The 15,085-nt window shown below is 74.7% G+C and carries 12 protein-coding genes; 6 read left to right on the top strand and 6 right to left on the bottom strand.

Annotated elements, in window-relative coordinates; genetic code table 11:
* Positions 1-216: 216 nt before the first annotated feature.
* Entirely contained in the window at positions 217-3,720 is a 3,504-nt protein-coding gene (locus IF01_RS42810; RefSeq protein ID WP_030397705.1) for an ATP-binding protein, read from the top strand.
* Positions 3,721-3,919: 199 nt separating this feature from the next.
* On the top strand, positions 3,920-5,071 hold the full coding sequence (locus tag IF01_RS42805) for a peptidoglycan recognition protein family protein (RefSeq protein WP_051740315.1): 1,152 nt from the start codon (positions 3,920-3,922) through the stop codon (positions 5,069-5,071).
* Between the two features lie 77 nt (positions 5,072-5,148).
* Here IF01_RS42805 and IF01_RS0135275 read toward each other — a convergent pair whose 3' ends face one another.
* Positions 5,149-6,825 carry an AMP-binding protein gene (locus IF01_RS0135275; protein WP_030397703.1) on the bottom strand — a complete coding sequence of 559 codons (1,677 nt, stop codon included), beginning with the start codon at positions 6,823-6,825 and terminating at the stop codon, positions 5,149-5,151.
* Positions 6,826-6,994: 169 nt separating this feature from the next.
* The gene (locus tag IF01_RS0135270) at positions 6,995-8,476 is read right to left on the bottom strand and encodes an MFS transporter (RefSeq protein WP_051756835.1); all 1,482 of its coding nucleotides are present in this window, start codon (positions 8,474-8,476) and stop codon (positions 6,995-6,997) included.
* Between the two features lie 159 nt (positions 8,477-8,635).
* On the opposite strand from IF01_RS0135270, the gene IF01_RS0135265 reads away from it, so the two are divergent.
* Both IF01_RS0135265 and IF01_RS0135260 read left to right on the top strand, forming a co-directional pair.
* On the top strand, positions 8,636-9,091 hold the full coding sequence (locus tag IF01_RS0135265) for a MarR family winged helix-turn-helix transcriptional regulator (protein ID WP_030397701.1): 456 nt from the start codon (positions 8,636-8,638) through the stop codon (positions 9,089-9,091).
* A 64-nt stretch (positions 9,092-9,155) separates the two neighbouring features.
* Positions 9,156-10,217: a TIGR03617 family F420-dependent LLM class oxidoreductase gene (locus IF01_RS0135260; protein ID WP_030397700.1), complete on the top strand. Its 1,062-nt coding sequence runs from the start codon at positions 9,156-9,158 to the stop codon at positions 10,215-10,217.
* 138 nt (positions 10,218-10,355) lie between these two features.
* Here the strand turns inward: IF01_RS0135260 and IF01_RS0135255 are convergent, their stop codons facing one another.
* Together IF01_RS0135255 and IF01_RS0135250 are read right to left on the bottom strand one after the other, a co-directional pair.
* Positions 10,356-11,105 (bottom strand): ScbR family autoregulator-binding transcription factor, encoded by a 750-nt coding sequence (locus IF01_RS0135255; RefSeq protein ID WP_063764383.1) that lies wholly within the window; start codon positions 11,103-11,105, stop codon positions 10,356-10,358.
* Positions 11,106-11,408: 303 nt separating this feature from the next.
* A complete protein-coding gene (locus IF01_RS0135250) occupies positions 11,409-11,846 on the bottom strand; it encodes a RidA family protein (protein ID WP_051756833.1) in 438 nt (145 codons plus the stop codon).
* 193 nt (positions 11,847-12,039) lie between these two features.
* Between IF01_RS0135250 and IF01_RS0135245 the strand changes: the two genes are divergently transcribed.
* Entirely contained in the window at positions 12,040-12,672 is a 633-nt protein-coding gene (locus IF01_RS0135245; RefSeq protein ID WP_051756831.1) for a C40 family peptidase, read from the top strand.
* A 35-nt stretch (positions 12,673-12,707) separates the two neighbouring features.
* The gene (locus tag IF01_RS0135240) at positions 12,708-13,652 is read left to right on the top strand and encodes a hypothetical protein (protein WP_030397696.1); all 945 of its coding nucleotides are present in this window, start codon (positions 12,708-12,710) and stop codon (positions 13,650-13,652) included.
* Positions 13,653-13,719: 67 nt separating this feature from the next.
* On the opposite strand, the gene IF01_RS0135235 is transcribed toward IF01_RS0135240, so the two are convergent.
* Positions 13,720-14,298 carry a DUF4240 domain-containing protein gene (locus IF01_RS0135235; protein WP_037782377.1) on the bottom strand — a complete coding sequence of 193 codons (579 nt, stop codon included), beginning with the start codon at positions 14,296-14,298 and terminating at the stop codon, positions 13,720-13,722.
* Between the two features lie 222 nt (positions 14,299-14,520).
* Complete coding sequence (locus IF01_RS0135230; RefSeq protein ID WP_078880576.1) at positions 14,521-15,033, bottom strand: MarR family winged helix-turn-helix transcriptional regulator; 513 nt, start codon at positions 15,031-15,033, stop codon at positions 14,521-14,523.
* Positions 15,034-15,085: the final 52 nt, after the last annotated feature.

The following is a 15,085-nucleotide window of genomic DNA, read 5'->3' as shown; positions in this document are numbered from 1 at the left end:
CCCTCCCCCTCCCCCTCCCACTCCCACTCCGCACCGCACCGCACCGCTCCGGAGCATCCGCCCGCCCTGCTGTCAACACCCGCCCTGCACACGACAGATGGCCGAAAGCAGGACAGCACGGGGGCCGATTCACTACGGTCGTCCTCACGACAGCGGCACCGGCGGCACCGGACTCGTGGTCGGCGCGACCCGCCGGGCAGCACGGCAGGGGGTGGCATGGCACAGGCACGGAGGCGTCTGTCGCGTGCGGAGGCGGTGCGGCAGCGCACCGGTGCGCAATTCATCGGCCGCAGAGCGCAGCTGGCGCTGTTCGTGGACAATCTCGCCCGCGATCCGGACCCGGACTCCGGGCCGGATCCGGCGGACTTCCTGTTCCATGTGCGCGGGGTCGGCGGGGTCGGCAAGTCCACCCTGCTCGCCCAGTGGCGCGAGGCGGCCCGGCGGGCCGGTGCGCTGACCGCCCTGGTCGACGAGACCGATGTGCACAGCGTCGAGACGGCGCTCGGCGCACTGGCCCGGCAGCTCGCCGAACAGGCCGGTCCGCTGCGGGAGTTCGACAAGGCCCTGGAGCAGTACCGGCGTTCGCTCCAGGCCGCGGCGGACCGCGAGCCGGAGCAGCCGCCCGGTGGGGAGGGTGCGTCGCTGCCGACCCGGCTGGTGGCCCAGGCGGCGCTCGGGGCGGTCTCGGTGCTGCCGGGTGCGGGTGTGGTCGCGGCGGTGGCGAACCCGGATGCGGTGGCCCAGGGCGCCGAGCGCCTGATCGCGGGGGTGCGCCAGCGTCGGCGCGGCGGCGACGTGGAGGAGGCGGCGCTCGGCCGGGCCTTCGTCGCGGAGCTGTCCCGGCTCTGCGACCGCGACCGGGACCGCGGCCGGGACCGTGACCGCCGCCCCTGGATCGTCCTTTTCCTCGACACCTGGGAGCTGACGGGCCGCTATCTCGACGGCTGGCTGCGGGAGATCCTCGACGACGCGTTCGGCCCGCTGCCGCTGGAGGTGGTGTTCGTGCTGGCCGGCCGGGACGAGCTGGCCGAGCGCGAGTGGGCGCCGTGGCGGGCGGTCCTGGTGGACGTGCCGCTGGAGGTGTTCACCGAGCAGGAGGCCCGCGACCTGCTGACGGCGCGCGGGGTCACCGATCCGCTGGTGGTCGACGCGGTGCTGCGGATGTCGATGCGGCTGCCGCTGCTGGTCGCGCTGCTGGCGGCGGCCGATCCCGGCGCGGTGGAGGAGGTCGCCGACGTCGGCGCCGACATGGTCGACCAGGCGGTGGTGCGCTTCCTGCAGTGGATCCCCGAACCGGAGCGCCGGGACACCGTGCTGGCCGCGGCGCTCCCGCTGCAGCTGAACCGCGACCTGTTCGCCTGCGCCGTGCCGGAGGCCGAACCGGCGGTCTGGGACTGGCTGTCGGTGCAGCCCTTCGTGACCGGGCGCGGCGACTTCCTGCAGTACCACGCCGTGGTCCGCACCAGCATGGTGCGCCGGCGCCGGATCCACACCCCGCGGGAGTGGACGGCCGCGCACACCCGCCTCGCCGAGCACCACGCCGCGGCGCGGGCGGCGGTCGAGTTGTACCTGCCGGCGGCCCGGCGCGGCGCCGACCCCAGGTGGCGGCGGCAGTTGCTGAGCGAGACCTACCACCTGCTCTGCGCCGATCCGCTGGCCCGGCTGCCGCGCGCCCTGGAGCACACGGCGCGCACCGCCGGGGACGCCCCGGACGCGCTGGCGCCGTGGGCGGAGATGCTCAGCCAGGCCGCGCAGGACAGCGACGATGCCGAACTGACCCGCTGGGCCCGCCGGATCCACGCGGCGGCGGCCGGTGAGCAGCCGGTGCTGGCGGTCCTGGACGTGCTCGCCGGTCCCGGTCTGCCGGTCCGGGTGCGGGCCTGGGCGCTCACCCATCGCGGCTACCAGTACTTCGTCGAGGACCGGGACGACGACGCCCTCGCCGACCTCGACCAGGCCGTCGCGATCGCCGCCGACCTGCCGCAGGCGCTCGCCTACCGGGGGCGGGTGCTCAACTGGCACGGCCACCACGAGCGGGCGCTGGCGGACTTCACGGCGGCGCTGGCCCTCGACCCGGAGTACGCCTGGGCGCTGTCCCGGCGCGGCGAGGCCCGGCAGTTGGCCGGGCTGGCCGAGGAGGCGATGGCCGACTTCACGGCGGCGCTGGCGCTCGACCCGGACGACGCCTGGGCGCTGGGCTCGCGCGGCCAGGCGCACCGGCTGGCCGGGCGGTTGGACGAGGCGGTCGCCGATCTGACCGCCGCCATCCTGCTCGACCCGGAGTACGCCTGGGCGTTCACCCAGCGCGGCGAGGCGTTCCGGACGGCCGGGCGGCTGGCCGAGGCGGTCGCGGACTTCACCGCCGCGCTGGCGCTGGATCCCGGTGACGCCTGGTCGCTGAGTTCACGGGGCCAGGCCCTGCGGCAGGCCGGACGGCTGGACGACGCGATCGCCGATCTGACCGCCGCGCTGGCGCTCGGTCCGGAGAACGCGTGGGCGCTGGCCGAGCGGGGCGAGGCGCACCGGCAGGCGGGTCGGCCCGAGGAGGCGGTGGCGGACTTCACGGCGGCGATCGCGCTCACCCCGGAGAACGCCTGGGCGCTGGGCTCACGTGCCCAGGCGCACCGGCAGGCGGGCCGGCTGGACGAGGCGGTCGCGGACTTCACCGCCGCGCTGGCGCTCAACCCGGAGTACGCGTGGGCGGTCGGCGAGCGGGGCGAGGCGCACCGGCAGGCGGGGCGGCTGGAGGAGGCGATCGCGGACTTCACGGCGGCGCTGGCGCTGGACCCGGAGTACGCGTGGGCGCTGGCCGAGCGGGGCGAGGCGCACCGGCAGGCGGGGCGGCTGGCGCAGGCGGTGGCCGACCTGTCCTCGGCGCTGGCGCTGGACCCCTCGGACGTGTGGGCGCTGCGGGCGCGCGGGCAGGCGTACCGGCAGGCTGGCCGGCTGGACGACGCGATCGCGGACCTGACGGCCGTTCTGGTGATCGACCCGGAGTACGCCTGGGCGTTGGCGCTGCGCGGCGAGGCGCACCGGCTGGCGGGGGACCTGGAGGAGGCGATCACCGATCTGAGTGCCGCGCTGGTGCTCGAACCGGACGACCCCTGGGCGCTGGGTTCCCGGGGGCAGGCCCGGCGGCAGGCCGGTCTGGTGGAGGAGGCGATCGCCGATCTGACGGCGGCGGTCACCCACAATCCGGACTACACCTGGGCGCTGGCCGAGCGCGGTCAGGCGCACCGGCAGGCCGGGCGTCCGGCGGCGGCGGTCGCCGACCTGTCGGCGGTGCTGGCCCGTGATCCGGCGGATCCGGCGGTGCGGTGCGCGCTGGCGGCGGCGTACCGGCACGACGGACGGTTCGAGGAGGCCCGGGCGCTGCTGGCGGAGGTGGCGCCCGAGGTCGCGGCCTCGTCGACGGTGCTGGTGGAGGTGGCGGTGCTGCGGCTGCTGACGGAGGGGCCGGCGGGTTCGGCGGACGCCTGGGAGGCCTTCCTGGAGTCCCCGTACGAGGATCCTCGGGACCCGTTCGAGCCGGCGGTGCGCAAGCTGCTGCACGGTCTGGTCGCCGGGGACGCCGAACCGGAGGAGCTGGCGCGGGCGTTCCTCGCGGTGCCGGGGGCCGGGGCGGCGCGGGCCGATGTCTGCCTCTATCTCGGTGAACTCGCGTGCGCCGGGGCACCGGTGGGGGCCCGGGCGGCGGCGGCGCTGCGGATCCTCGGGTAGCGGCGGCGGCCCGCGGCGGGTCGGGCCGGGCGGTGGGGCGGGCGATCCGACGGACGGTCGGGCGGGTTGCCCGTTCGGGCAGCCGAATTTTAGGGGTTGCCACCAGAAACGATCATTTGGGTAGATTCATGATCGACTCATTGACCGGCTCATGGCCGGTCGACCTGCACGTCCGTGCCACCCCGAGAACAGGATCCCGATGCCGAACCCCAGCTCCGCCGTGAGCCGTCGCACGCTGGTGACCGCGATCGGCGCCACCGCCGCCGCGATCGCCACCGCCCCGGCCGCGCACGCCGCCGCGCCGAGCACCCCGGCCGCGCCGGCCACCCCGGCTCCGGCCGCGCCGGGCAACCAGGCAGCCCGGACCGTGACCGTCCCGGCCACCCGGGCCCGCTCCGCCGCCGGTCGCGCCGCCGCCGGTGTGCGGACCGAGTTCCCGATCCAGTACGTCGGCGTCAGCTGGGACGGCCCCCGCCGCGGCGGCGCCATCCGCCTCCACCACGAGGAGACCGGCCCGGGGGCCTGGCAGCCGATCGCCACCGGTTGCGCGGGCGGCCCCGACGTCGCGGGCACCGCCGCGAAGGCCGCCCCGGTCTCGGCCGCGCTGGTCCCCGCCGACGGCGCGGTCGGCTACGACCTGCGCCTGCCCGACGGCGCCACCAACCTGCGCTCCACCGCGCTGGACACCACCACGGGCCCGGCCCGCACCACCACGCTCTCCCCGACCACGCCGGTCACCTTCTGCGGCGTCGAGTACCTGAGCCGCGCCGCCTGGGGCGCCGACGAGTCCAAGCGGTTCAAGAACGGCGTGGAGAACTCCCCCGCCAAGTACTACCCGCTGCAGACCCTGACGGTGCACCACACCGACACCCCGAACGCGGACCCGGACCCGGCCGCCACCGTGCGCGCGATCTACGAGTACCACGCGATCACCAACGACTGGGGCGACATCGGCTACCACTTCCTCATCGACGAGGCCGGCCGGATCTACGAGGGCCGCTGGTCCGGTGACGACGGCATCCCCGGGTTCGACGCCAACGGCAACGCGGTGACCGCCTTCCACACCGCCGGCTTCAACTCGGGCAACCTCGGCGTCGCCCTGCTCGGCACCCTGGTCGACCAGCAGCCCACCGCCAAGGCCCGGAAGTCGCTCGCCCTGGTGCTCTCGCTGGCCGCCCGCACCCACGGGCTGGACCCGCAGGCGCACGTCACCTTCGTCAACCCGGTCAACGGGGTGACCAAGCCGGTCGACCTGATCAGCGGCCACCGCGACTGGCTGGCCACCGACTGCCCCGGCGGCGTCTTCTACGCCACCCTCCCCGCCCTGCGGGCCGAGGTCGCCGCGCTCTGACGGGTGCGACCGGTCGTCCTCGTTCGGGGCCCGGGTGCTCCCGGGGCCCCGAACGGGCCACGGGAGCACCCCCGCGCTCAGGCGTGCTCGACGTCCGCCGCGTCGGCCAGGCCCAGCAGTTCGACGGCCCGCTCCCGCATCTCCACCTTGCGGACCTTCCCGGTGACCGTCATCGGGAACTCCTCCACCAGGTGCACGTAGCGCGGCACCTTGTAGTGCGCGATCCGGCCCGCGCAGTACTCGCGCAGCGTCTCCGCCGTCAGCTCCGGCGCGCCGGGCCTCGGCCGGATCCAGGCCATCAGCTCCTCCCCGTACTTGACGTCGGGGACGCCGACGACCTGGACGTCCAGGATGTCGGGGTGGGTGTGCAGGAACTCCTCGACCTCGCGCGGGTAGATGTTCTCGCCGCCCCTGATCACCATGTCCTTGAGCCGGCCGGTGATGTTGAGGTACCCCTCCTCGTCCATCACCGCGAGGTCGCCGGTGTGCATCCAGCCCTCGGCGTCGACCGCCTCCGCGGTGCGGTCCGGCCGGTCCCAGTAGCCGAGCATCACCGAGTAGCCCCGGGTGCGGAGTTCGCCGGGGGTGCCGCGCGGCACGGTCAGGCCGGTCTCCGGATCGACCACCGCGACCTCCAGGTGCGGGCCGACCCGGCCGACGGTGGACACCCGGCGCTCCAGCGGGTCCTCGGCCCGGGTCTGGGTGGAGACCGGGGAGGTCTCGGTCATGCCGTAGCAGATGGAGACGTCCCGCATGCCCATCCGGTCGACGACCTGCTTCATCACCTCGATCGGGCACGGCGAGCCGGCCATGATCCCGGTGCGCAGACTCGACAGGTCGTGCTCGGCGAAGCCCGGGTCGTTCAGCTCGGCGATGAACATGGTCGGCACGCCGTAGAGCGAGGTGCAGCGCTCGGCCGCCACCGCGCGCAGGGTGGCCGCCGCGTCGAAGGCCAGGGCCGGGACCACCACGCAGGCGCCGTGCGAGAGCGCCGCCAGGTTCCCCATCACCATGCCGAAGCAGTGGTAGAACGGGACGGGCACGCAGATCCGGTCCGCCTCCGTGTAGCCGCACAACTCCCCGACGAAATAGCCGTTGTTGAGGATGTTGTGGTGCGAGAGGGTGGCGCCCTTGGGGAAGCCGGTGGTCCCCGAGGTGTACTGGATGTTGATCGGATCGTGGGCACCGAGTCCGGCACCGACGACCGCCAGCCGCTCCCGGTCGCCGCGCTCCCCCGCCGCCGCCAGCTCCCGCCACTGCGGCGAGCCGATCAGCAGCACGTCCCGCAGGCCGGGACAGCGCGGGCCCGCCTCGGCGAGCATGGCCGCGTAGTCGGAGGTCTTGAAGCCCGCCGCGGCGACCACCGTGCGGATCCCCGCCTGCCGCAGCACGTACTCGACCTCGTGCGAGCGGTAGCCCGGGTTGACGGTCACCAGGATCGCGCCGATCCGGGCGGTGGCGTACTGGGTGAACACCCACTCGGGGCAGTTCGGCGCCCAGATGCCCACCCGGTCGCCGACTCCGACACCGAGGCCCAGCAGTCCGAGCGCGAGCCGGTCCACCTCCGCCGCCAGCTCCCGGTAGGTCCAGCGGCGCCCGCTCGGCAGGTCCACCAGCGCCTCCCGGTCCGGGAACGCGGCCACCGCGCGGTCGAGCGCGACGCCGATGGTGTGTTCCAGCAGCGGCACCGAGGTACTGCCGGCGCTGATGCTGGGAGCGGGAGCGGGCGCGGGAGGGGGCGGGGGCGGGGTCATGGCAACGGCTCCAGGACTCGTCCGGGCAGAAGGCGACCGAGTCTACGCAGAGCACCACCCCCCGTCACCCGGTTCCGCCGCCCCGCCGCGGACGATGCGGCGGGGCGGCGAAGCGGCGAAGCGGCGGAGCGGGCAGAGAGCGTGACCCGGGGTCAGGCCCGATCGGACATCAGGCCGGGGTGCCGTCCTGGACCGGGGCGGGCCCGGCGGCCCCGGCGGACTCCTGGACGGCGGCGGACTCCTGGACCGCCGGGGCCGGCGGCGGCGGGACGGTGGCGGCCACCGCCGCGGCGGCCAGCGCCACCCCGCAGCCGATCAGCAGGCCCACCCGGAAGCCGGTCTCGGAGGGCAGCACATGCCCGCCCACGGTGGTGGTCAGCTGGGCGAGCACGACACCCACCACGGCCGCGGAGACCGAGGTGCCGAGCGAGCGCATCAGGCTGTTGAAGCTGTTCGCCGAGGCCGTCTCGGAGAGCGGCACCGCGCTCATGATCAGCGCCGGCATCGCGCCGTACGCGAGGCCCACACCGGCGTTGCAGATCAGCGTCACCACCAGCACGCCCCAGGTGGACCCGATCAGCAGCATCGACAGCCCGTACCCGGCCGAGATCGCCAGCGCGCCGGCGACCAGGGTGAACTTGGGGCCGCGCGCCGCCGAGAGCCGGCCTCCGAGCGGCGAGACGACCATCATCATCAGGCCGGACGGCGCCATCCACAGCCCCATCGCGAGCATCGACTGACCCAGGCCGTACCCGGTGGCCGCCGGCAGCTGGAGCAACTGCGGGACGATCAGCGCCTGCGCGTACATCCCGAAGCCCACCAGGACGGACGCCGCGTTGGTCAGCAGCACCCTCGGCCGGGCGGTCACCCGCAGGTCGACCAGCGGCTCGGCGAGGCGCAGCTCCCAGGCGCCCCAGGCGAGCAGCAGCACCACCGCGGCCGCGAACAGGCCGAGCGTCGTCCCGTCGGTCCAGCCCCAGTCACCGCCCTTGGAGACCGGCAGCAGCAGGCAGACCAGGCCGGCGCCGAGGCCGAGCGCCCCGACCGCGTCGAAGTGTCCGCCGGCCGGGCGAGTGGTGGGCGCGGGGACCAGGAGGCGGATCATCACCGCGACCGCCACCGTGAGGACGGCCGCGCCCCAGAACAGCGCCCGCCAGCTGGCGTACTGGGCGACGGCCGCCGAGATCGGCAGGCCGAGGCCGCCGCCGATGCCCATCGAGGCGCTCACCAGGGCGATCGCGGAACCGAGCCGCTCGGGCGGCAGGACGTCGCGCAGCAGGCTGATGCCGAGCGGCACCACGCCCATGCCCATGCCCTGGAGGCCGCGCCCGGCGATCATCGGCAGCACCGAGGAGGTCAGCGCGCAGATCACCGAGCCGAGCAGCAGCGGGGCGCAGCAGGCCAGCAGCATCCGCCGCTTGCCGAACAGGTCGCCGAGGCGGCCGCTGATCGGCACGAACACGGCGGCGGAGAGCAGGGTGGCGGTGATCACCCAGGAGGCGTTGGAGGGGGAGGTGTCGAGGATCTTCGGCAGCTCACCGATCAGCGGGGTGACCAGGGTCTGCATGATCGCGGCCACCGTACCGGTGAGGGCGAGCGTGGCGACGACCCCCCTGGTCCGGTCGGGGGCGGTGGTCTGTGGGGCGGCCATGAGCGGGGGCTCCTCGGTTCCGGGGCAGGAGGTGCGTTCATATGCACAGTACACATGATATGTATCGTGCACATCACCCACCATGGGCGACCGCCTGCGATACTGTGCGCAAACACCGCAGGTCAGCGCCCCGGAACCAGGGACGGGAAGGACGGCATCATGAGCGGGCCCACGGACGAGGTGGCGTTCGAGTACATGGTGCTCAGCCGGCACCACTACCTGAGCCCGGCCGGCGCCCGGCCGGAGGGCAGCCGGCTCGACCGCAGCGCCTACATCCTGCTCAGCCGGATCCGGATGCAGGGCCCGATGTCGATCGGCGAACTCAGCGACGCCTTCGGACTGGACGCCTCCACCCTCAACCGGCAGACCGCCGCGATGACCCGGGCCGGACTGGTCGAACGGATCCCGGACCCGGACGGCGGGATGGCCCGCAAGTTCCGCACCACCGAGGAGGGCGAACGCCGCCTCGACGAGGACCGCGCCGCGCACGCCCACGCCCTCGACCTGGTGATGGCCGACTGGCCCGCCGAGGACGTCCGGACCTTCGCCGACTTCCTGCGGCGCTTCAACACCGGCATCGAGCGCCTCGACGGCCGCCCCTGGCCCCGCCCCTGACCCACCGTCGCCCGGCACCCCGGCCCCGACGATGCCCGCCCGCCCCTCCAGGAGCCCCGACCGCATGGACCGCCCGCAGGCCCCCGCCCTCCTCCTCGACGCCCTCGCCCCCGCGCACCCGGCCGGCATCCTCGACGCCGCCGAGCGGGCCGAACGACGGGGCGCGGACCGGCTGGTGGTCTCCGAGACCGCCTACGACCCGTTCCTGCAGCTGGCCCGCGCCGCCGACCGCACCGGCTCCATCGAACTGGCCACCGGCGTGGCGGTCGCCCTCGCCCGCACCCCGATGACGCTCGCCTACCAGGCCTGGGGCCTGCACGCGGCCTCCGGCGGCCGGGCCGTGATCGGACTCGGCTCGCAGGTCAAGCCGCACATCGAGAAGCGCTTCGGGATGCCCTGGGACCGGCCCGCCGCCCGGATGCGCGAGTACGTGCACGCGGTGCGGGCGATCTGGCACAGCTGGCAGACCGGCGACCGGCTGCGCTTCCGGGGCGACTTCTACACCCACACGGTGATGACGCCGGTGTTCGCCCCCGACCCGATCCCGGCCGGGGTGCCGCGAATCCTGCTGGCGGGGGTCGGCCCGCTGATGGTGCGCGCCGCCGGGGCGGTGGCCGACGGCTTCCTCAGCCACCCGTTCACCTCGGTCGACTACCTGACCGGGCAGGTGCTGCCGGCGCTGGCCGAGGAGCGCGGGGCGGCCGAGGCGGCGGGCGCGGCCTGGACCGGCCGGCCGTTCGAGATCGTCGGGAGCGTGCTCACCGCGACCGGGCGCACCGAGGAGGAACTGCGGGCCCACCGCGCGTCCGTCCGGGAGCGGCTCGCCTTCTACGCCTCCACGCCCGCCTACCGCCCGGTGCTGGCCCAGCACGGATGGGAGGACCTGCACGAGGAACTGCACCGGCTGTCGCTGCGCGGACGGTGGCCGGAGATGGCCGCGCTGATCGACGACCGGGTCTTCGACACCTTCGCCGTCGCGGGCACCGTCGAGGAGGCCGCCCGGGAGATCCACCGCCGCTACGCCGGTCTGGCGACCAGGGTCTCGGTCAGCCTGCCCGAGGACGCCGACCCGGACCTCGGCCTGGACGTCCTGGACGCGCTGCGGGCTCTGGACGGCCGCCCGTGACCGCACTGACGGATCCGGGGCGGCTACCCTCCGCAGTCGGCCCGGAGGGACGGTCCGGCCGGAAAACCGGACGCGCCGTATGGTTCGCCCGCACCACCGGCGTCACCGGCGCTACGGGCGAAGGGGTGTGACAGTGCCTCAGCCGACGTCGGCCCCGGAGCCCTCCGGACCGGCGGCCTCCCCGACCTCACGCGCTGCCACCTCACGCGCTGCCACCTCACGCGCTGCCACCTCACGTGCCGCCGCTTCCCGCGTCGCCGTCATCTCGGCGTAGACCCGTGCGCCCCGGTCCGGCGCCAGGTCCAGGTTGGCGAGCACGCCGGGGACGGCCACGCTCGGCATCAGGTGCCGGTACAGCGTCGAGACCCGGACGGCCAGGTCGGCGCGGCCGGTGAAGCGCTGCGACTGGAGCTGCACGCCGACCCAGGAGGCCGTCATCAGCCCGGCCGTGTCGGCCGGCACCACGTGCGGCAGCAGCTCGCCGCGCTCGCCCGCGTCGACCAGCAGCCGCTCCAGCCGGGAGATCCAGCCGGGCGCGGCGTCGATGCCCATCTGCTTGTCCGCGCCCTGGTCCACCGACAGCCGGACCGCCGCGCTGACCAGCGGGTCGATGGGCACCAGATGCGTGACCACCATGCCGGTGTCCACGAACTCCTGGAGCTTGCAGGAGCGCTCCGGGACCGCCTCGGCCTCGAACTGCCCCTCGATCACCCCTTGCGCGAGCTCCCGCTTCGAGGCGAAGTGGAAGTAGACGGCACCGCGGGTCACCCCGGCCCGGGCCACGACCTCACCGATGGTCGCCCGCTCGTAGCCGAACTCGTCGAACACCGAGGCCGCGGCCTCCAGAATCAGCCGCCGCGTCCGCAGCGCCCGTTCCTGTCGCACCACCCCGACCACCCCCACCACACCCGCACCGAAACAAAACCAAACAGCCCGTATCTTACCCGGGGCGCGGGAACGCCCCTACTGCCGTCCCGGCGGGGGCGCCCGCACACGGGCTGTCAGAGAATACCGACCATGCGGTCCGGTCCGGACCCGTACCCCGGGTCCGGACCGACGCGGGGACCTGCTCCCCGGCACGCCTCCCGGGCGCACTTCGGACATACTCCGGGCCGACTCCGGCCGAACTCCCGGGCGGCGACCGGCCGGAGGGGTCCGGCTCCGCCCGCCCCGGCCCCCGCTCGGCTCAGCTCACCCCGCCTCCACCTCCAGCTCCTCCCCCTCCCGCTTCAGCACCGCGACCGCCTCGACCTCCACCAACTGGTCGGCGTACCCGAGCACGGAGACGCCCAGCAGGGTGCTCGGCACATCGTGCGCGCCGAGGTACTCGCGGTAGACCTCCCAGGCGGCCACCAGGTCGCTCTGCCGGGAGGAGGCCACATACACCGTGGTGCGCACCAGGTCCGTGAGCGCGGCACCCTCGCCCTCCAGCACGGCGATCAGGTTCCGCATCACCTGGTGGGCCTGCCCCGCGTAGTCGCCCACGGCCACCGTGCGCCCCTCGGCGTCCAGCGGACAGGCGCCGGCCAGCCAGAGCGAGCGGACCGGCACGTCGACGGCCGCCGCGTAGGCGTAGTCGACGGCCTGGGTGAGCCGGTGGTTGCGGATCAGCCTGACGGCGCTGCTCATGGGTGCCTCCCGGACGGTCGTTCGGTCCTGTCGGAGCCATCGTTCGAAGCCGGGGCCCTGACCGTCAATCGATTTACCGCGCCGCCCCGGACGCCCCGGGCCCCGCCGGCCGGGAATTCACCTCTGCGGGTGATGGCGGTGCGGGAGCCCGAACCGGGATCCTGGTGGTTCGCCGACGACCGAGGGGGCTGCCGTGCCGTTTCCGCACACCACCGGGGGCTGGGGCCGCCGCGGGCTGCTGGGAGTCGCCCTGGGGGCCGCCCTGGCCCCGCTGGGGGCCGGTTCCGCCGCCGCCCGCCCCCGCGAGGAGGACGGGGGGCTCGCGCTCGGCCTCCGGGTCGCCGCCGTGGCGGCCGCGCAGATCGGCGTGCCGTACGCCTGGGGCGGCGGCGACCGGCTGGGCCCGAGCCTCGGCTTCTGCGACGAGGAGAACGGCTACCTGGACGGGCAGTGCCTGGGCGAGAGCACCATCGGCTTCGACTGCAGCGGCCTGTCGCTGCACTGCTGGTACCGGGCGAGCGGCGGAGCGGTGGAGCTCGGCCACTACACGGTCGCCCAGTTCCACCGCTCCGCCCCGGTGGACCGGAGCGGACTGCTCCCCGGCGACCTGCTGTTCTTCTCCCGCCCGGACGCGCCGCTGCACCATGTGGGCCTCTGGGCCGGTGACGGCGCGATGATCCACGCGGAACGCACCGGCACCCTGGTGGCCCGGGTCGAGGGCGTCCTCGACCTGCCGCGCTGGGCCCGCGAGTTCGCCGGCGCCCGGCGCCCGCTGCCGCTCGACCGCCAGGAACTTCCCCCGGGGCCTCGCCGCATCGGCCCGTGACCTCCCGGGTCCGCCGGGGACGCTAGCCTCCGGGCATGACTGGATCACGACACCCCCGCCGGATGATCACGCGGCTCGTGGACGGACGCATCTGCGCCTACGACCTGGCCGCCGAGGACCTGGGTCGGCTGTCGCCCGTCCTGGTCTGGTCGCCCGCTCCCGGGGACGACGTCGTCGACCACGCCGTTGCCGCCGACCTTCGGCGTCTGTACGGCACGACACCGGACGCGGTCGTGTGCGTGACACCGGACGGCGTCGAGGTCTGGAGGTCCGGGCTCGAACCGGGGTCGGCCCGGCAGTTCGCACACCGACCCGGCTGTGTCCTGTCGCCGGACGGACGCGTGCTCTGGGTCTACCGCCCCGACGTCATGGCCGGCCGCGGCCGCCCCGACCAGTGGGTCGCCCTGGACGCCGGCTCCGGCGCCGTCACCGCGCAGGCGGACCTCCGGACCGCCGGGCACGGCGGAGTGCTACTGCCACACGCGACGAGCGGCCAGGTCCTCCTCAACGTGGGAGAAGGACAGGACGGCACGGCCGTCTACCGCGCCTCGCTGACCGGGACCGGGCTGGACCTCTTCCAGTACCCCTGGGACGACCGGTGCCTCATCGACCTGTCGCCGGACGGCCACCGGTTCATGACCGTCAACCACGACCAGGGCGACATGGCCGTCCACGCGTTCCCGGAGGGCGAGGTGGTGTTCACCCTCTCGGTCGACGCCTTCGGGCACGAGCCGGACGACGCCTGCCTGGAATGGTCCGGCGGCCATCTCGACCCGGACACCGTCATCGTCACCGTCGTCGGCCAGACCGAGGACGAGGAGGAATGGTTCCGCCACTACCGCGTCGACGCGCGCTCCGGCCGGGTCCGCGGCGACTTCGACGCACATGGGAGGGATCCCTACGACATCCACCCCCTCGGCGACGGCACTTGGCTCACCACGGACCCGTCCGGACACCCGGTCCGCTGGACCGATTCGTAGGATGCCGTCCCCGCGCCCGCGGGGGTCGGCGTCGGGCATGCCCCCTGCGCAGACGTCGCGTCGGCGGTCAGGAGCCGGCTTCTGCGGGGAAGAGGGCGTCGAGCCGGGGTGTTCCGGTCCTCGCCGCGACCGCTACGGTGGCGCTGTCCTCCTCGGGGTCCGCCCATGTCCCCCGGACGGCGTCCAGGGCCTCGTAGAACGCCTCCGGGCTGTCGCCCTGCCGACCCGTCAACTCGCCGAAGACCTCCTGGGCCGCATAGTCGAGTTCCTCCCACTCCGGCCACTCCTCGTCGCGCCACTCCCGCAGGGGCCGTCCTACCAGGGCCCGCACCTCGGGAACGTCGGCGAGGGCGTCCGGGGCGGCGAGCACCGCCCGGTACGTCTCCTGCCCTTGGCCCACCAGCCAGAGCGCGAAGTAGTCGAAGCCGTCGTCGGAACACAGGCCAACCTCGATCCGGTCCGCCGCCGACCAGAGTGCGCCCGTGGCGACCGCCGCGCACGCGGCTTCCAGACGGGCCTGGAATTCGACCGCCTCCGCCGCCGAACCGCACCGCAAGGCCCCGCGCAGCCACTCCAGCCGTTCGTGGCGGCCGCCGGGGCGCCGGCTCAGCTCGTCCATGAGCGCCCAGAAGGTCTCGTCGTCCATGCCGCACAGGATCGCAGCCGGCACTGACACGCCGGGCCGGGACGGGTCGGGCGCCGAACCCGGGCCGCGCAACCGCCCGCACCCGGCCGGTAGCTCCCGCACCGGGCCTCCGCACGCTCCTGGAGGACGCGAGTGGAACCTGGCGCGGTCCGGGCTGATGCTGTCAGGCGGCAGCCCGGACCTGCCGGGCGGTACACGGGCGGCACGGCGGACCGCAGCGGATCACGGGGTGCCCGGCAGCTCCGCGTGGACCCGGGCGAGCAGCTCGTGCAGGACGCGCCGCTCCGCCCCGCTCAACGGCGCCAGCACCTCGTCCTGCACGGCCAGCGCCTCGGCCCGCAGTTCGGCGAGCAGCGCACGGCCGGCCCCGGTGACGGTGACCGAGAGCCGACGGCGGTCCGCGGCGTCCCGGGCCCGTTCGACGTACCCGGCGAGGGCCAACTGGTCGGCGACCTTGGCCATGTCACTGGCGTCGACCCCCAGCCGCCGCACGAGGTCCCGCTGTGCGTGCGGGCCGAAGTCGGCCAGCGCGGCGAGCACCGCCATGTCCCACAGCCGCAGTCCGCGCCGGGCGAGGCGTTCGGCGAGCCGCGAGCGGGCCGCCTTCCCGGTCCGGGACAGCAGGTAGGTACTGAGGTCCAGCAGGGTCGGCGGGGTCGCCCCCGCGGGTGACGGACCGGCGGGTGACGGACCGGCGGGAGCGGGAGCGGTGGAGCCGGGTTCCTCTGGGGCCATGGGAGAAGTCTAGGGTGCGGCCCTATAGTGGGTGCAGACCTATGATTTTGCG

The sequence above is a fragment of the Kitasatospora purpeofusca genome, assembly GCF_000718025.1.
Classification (GTDB): Bacteria; Actinomycetota; Actinomycetes; order Streptomycetales; family Streptomycetaceae; genus Kitasatospora; species Kitasatospora purpeofusca.
This window is presented reverse-complemented; position numbering and strand designations above follow the sequence as displayed.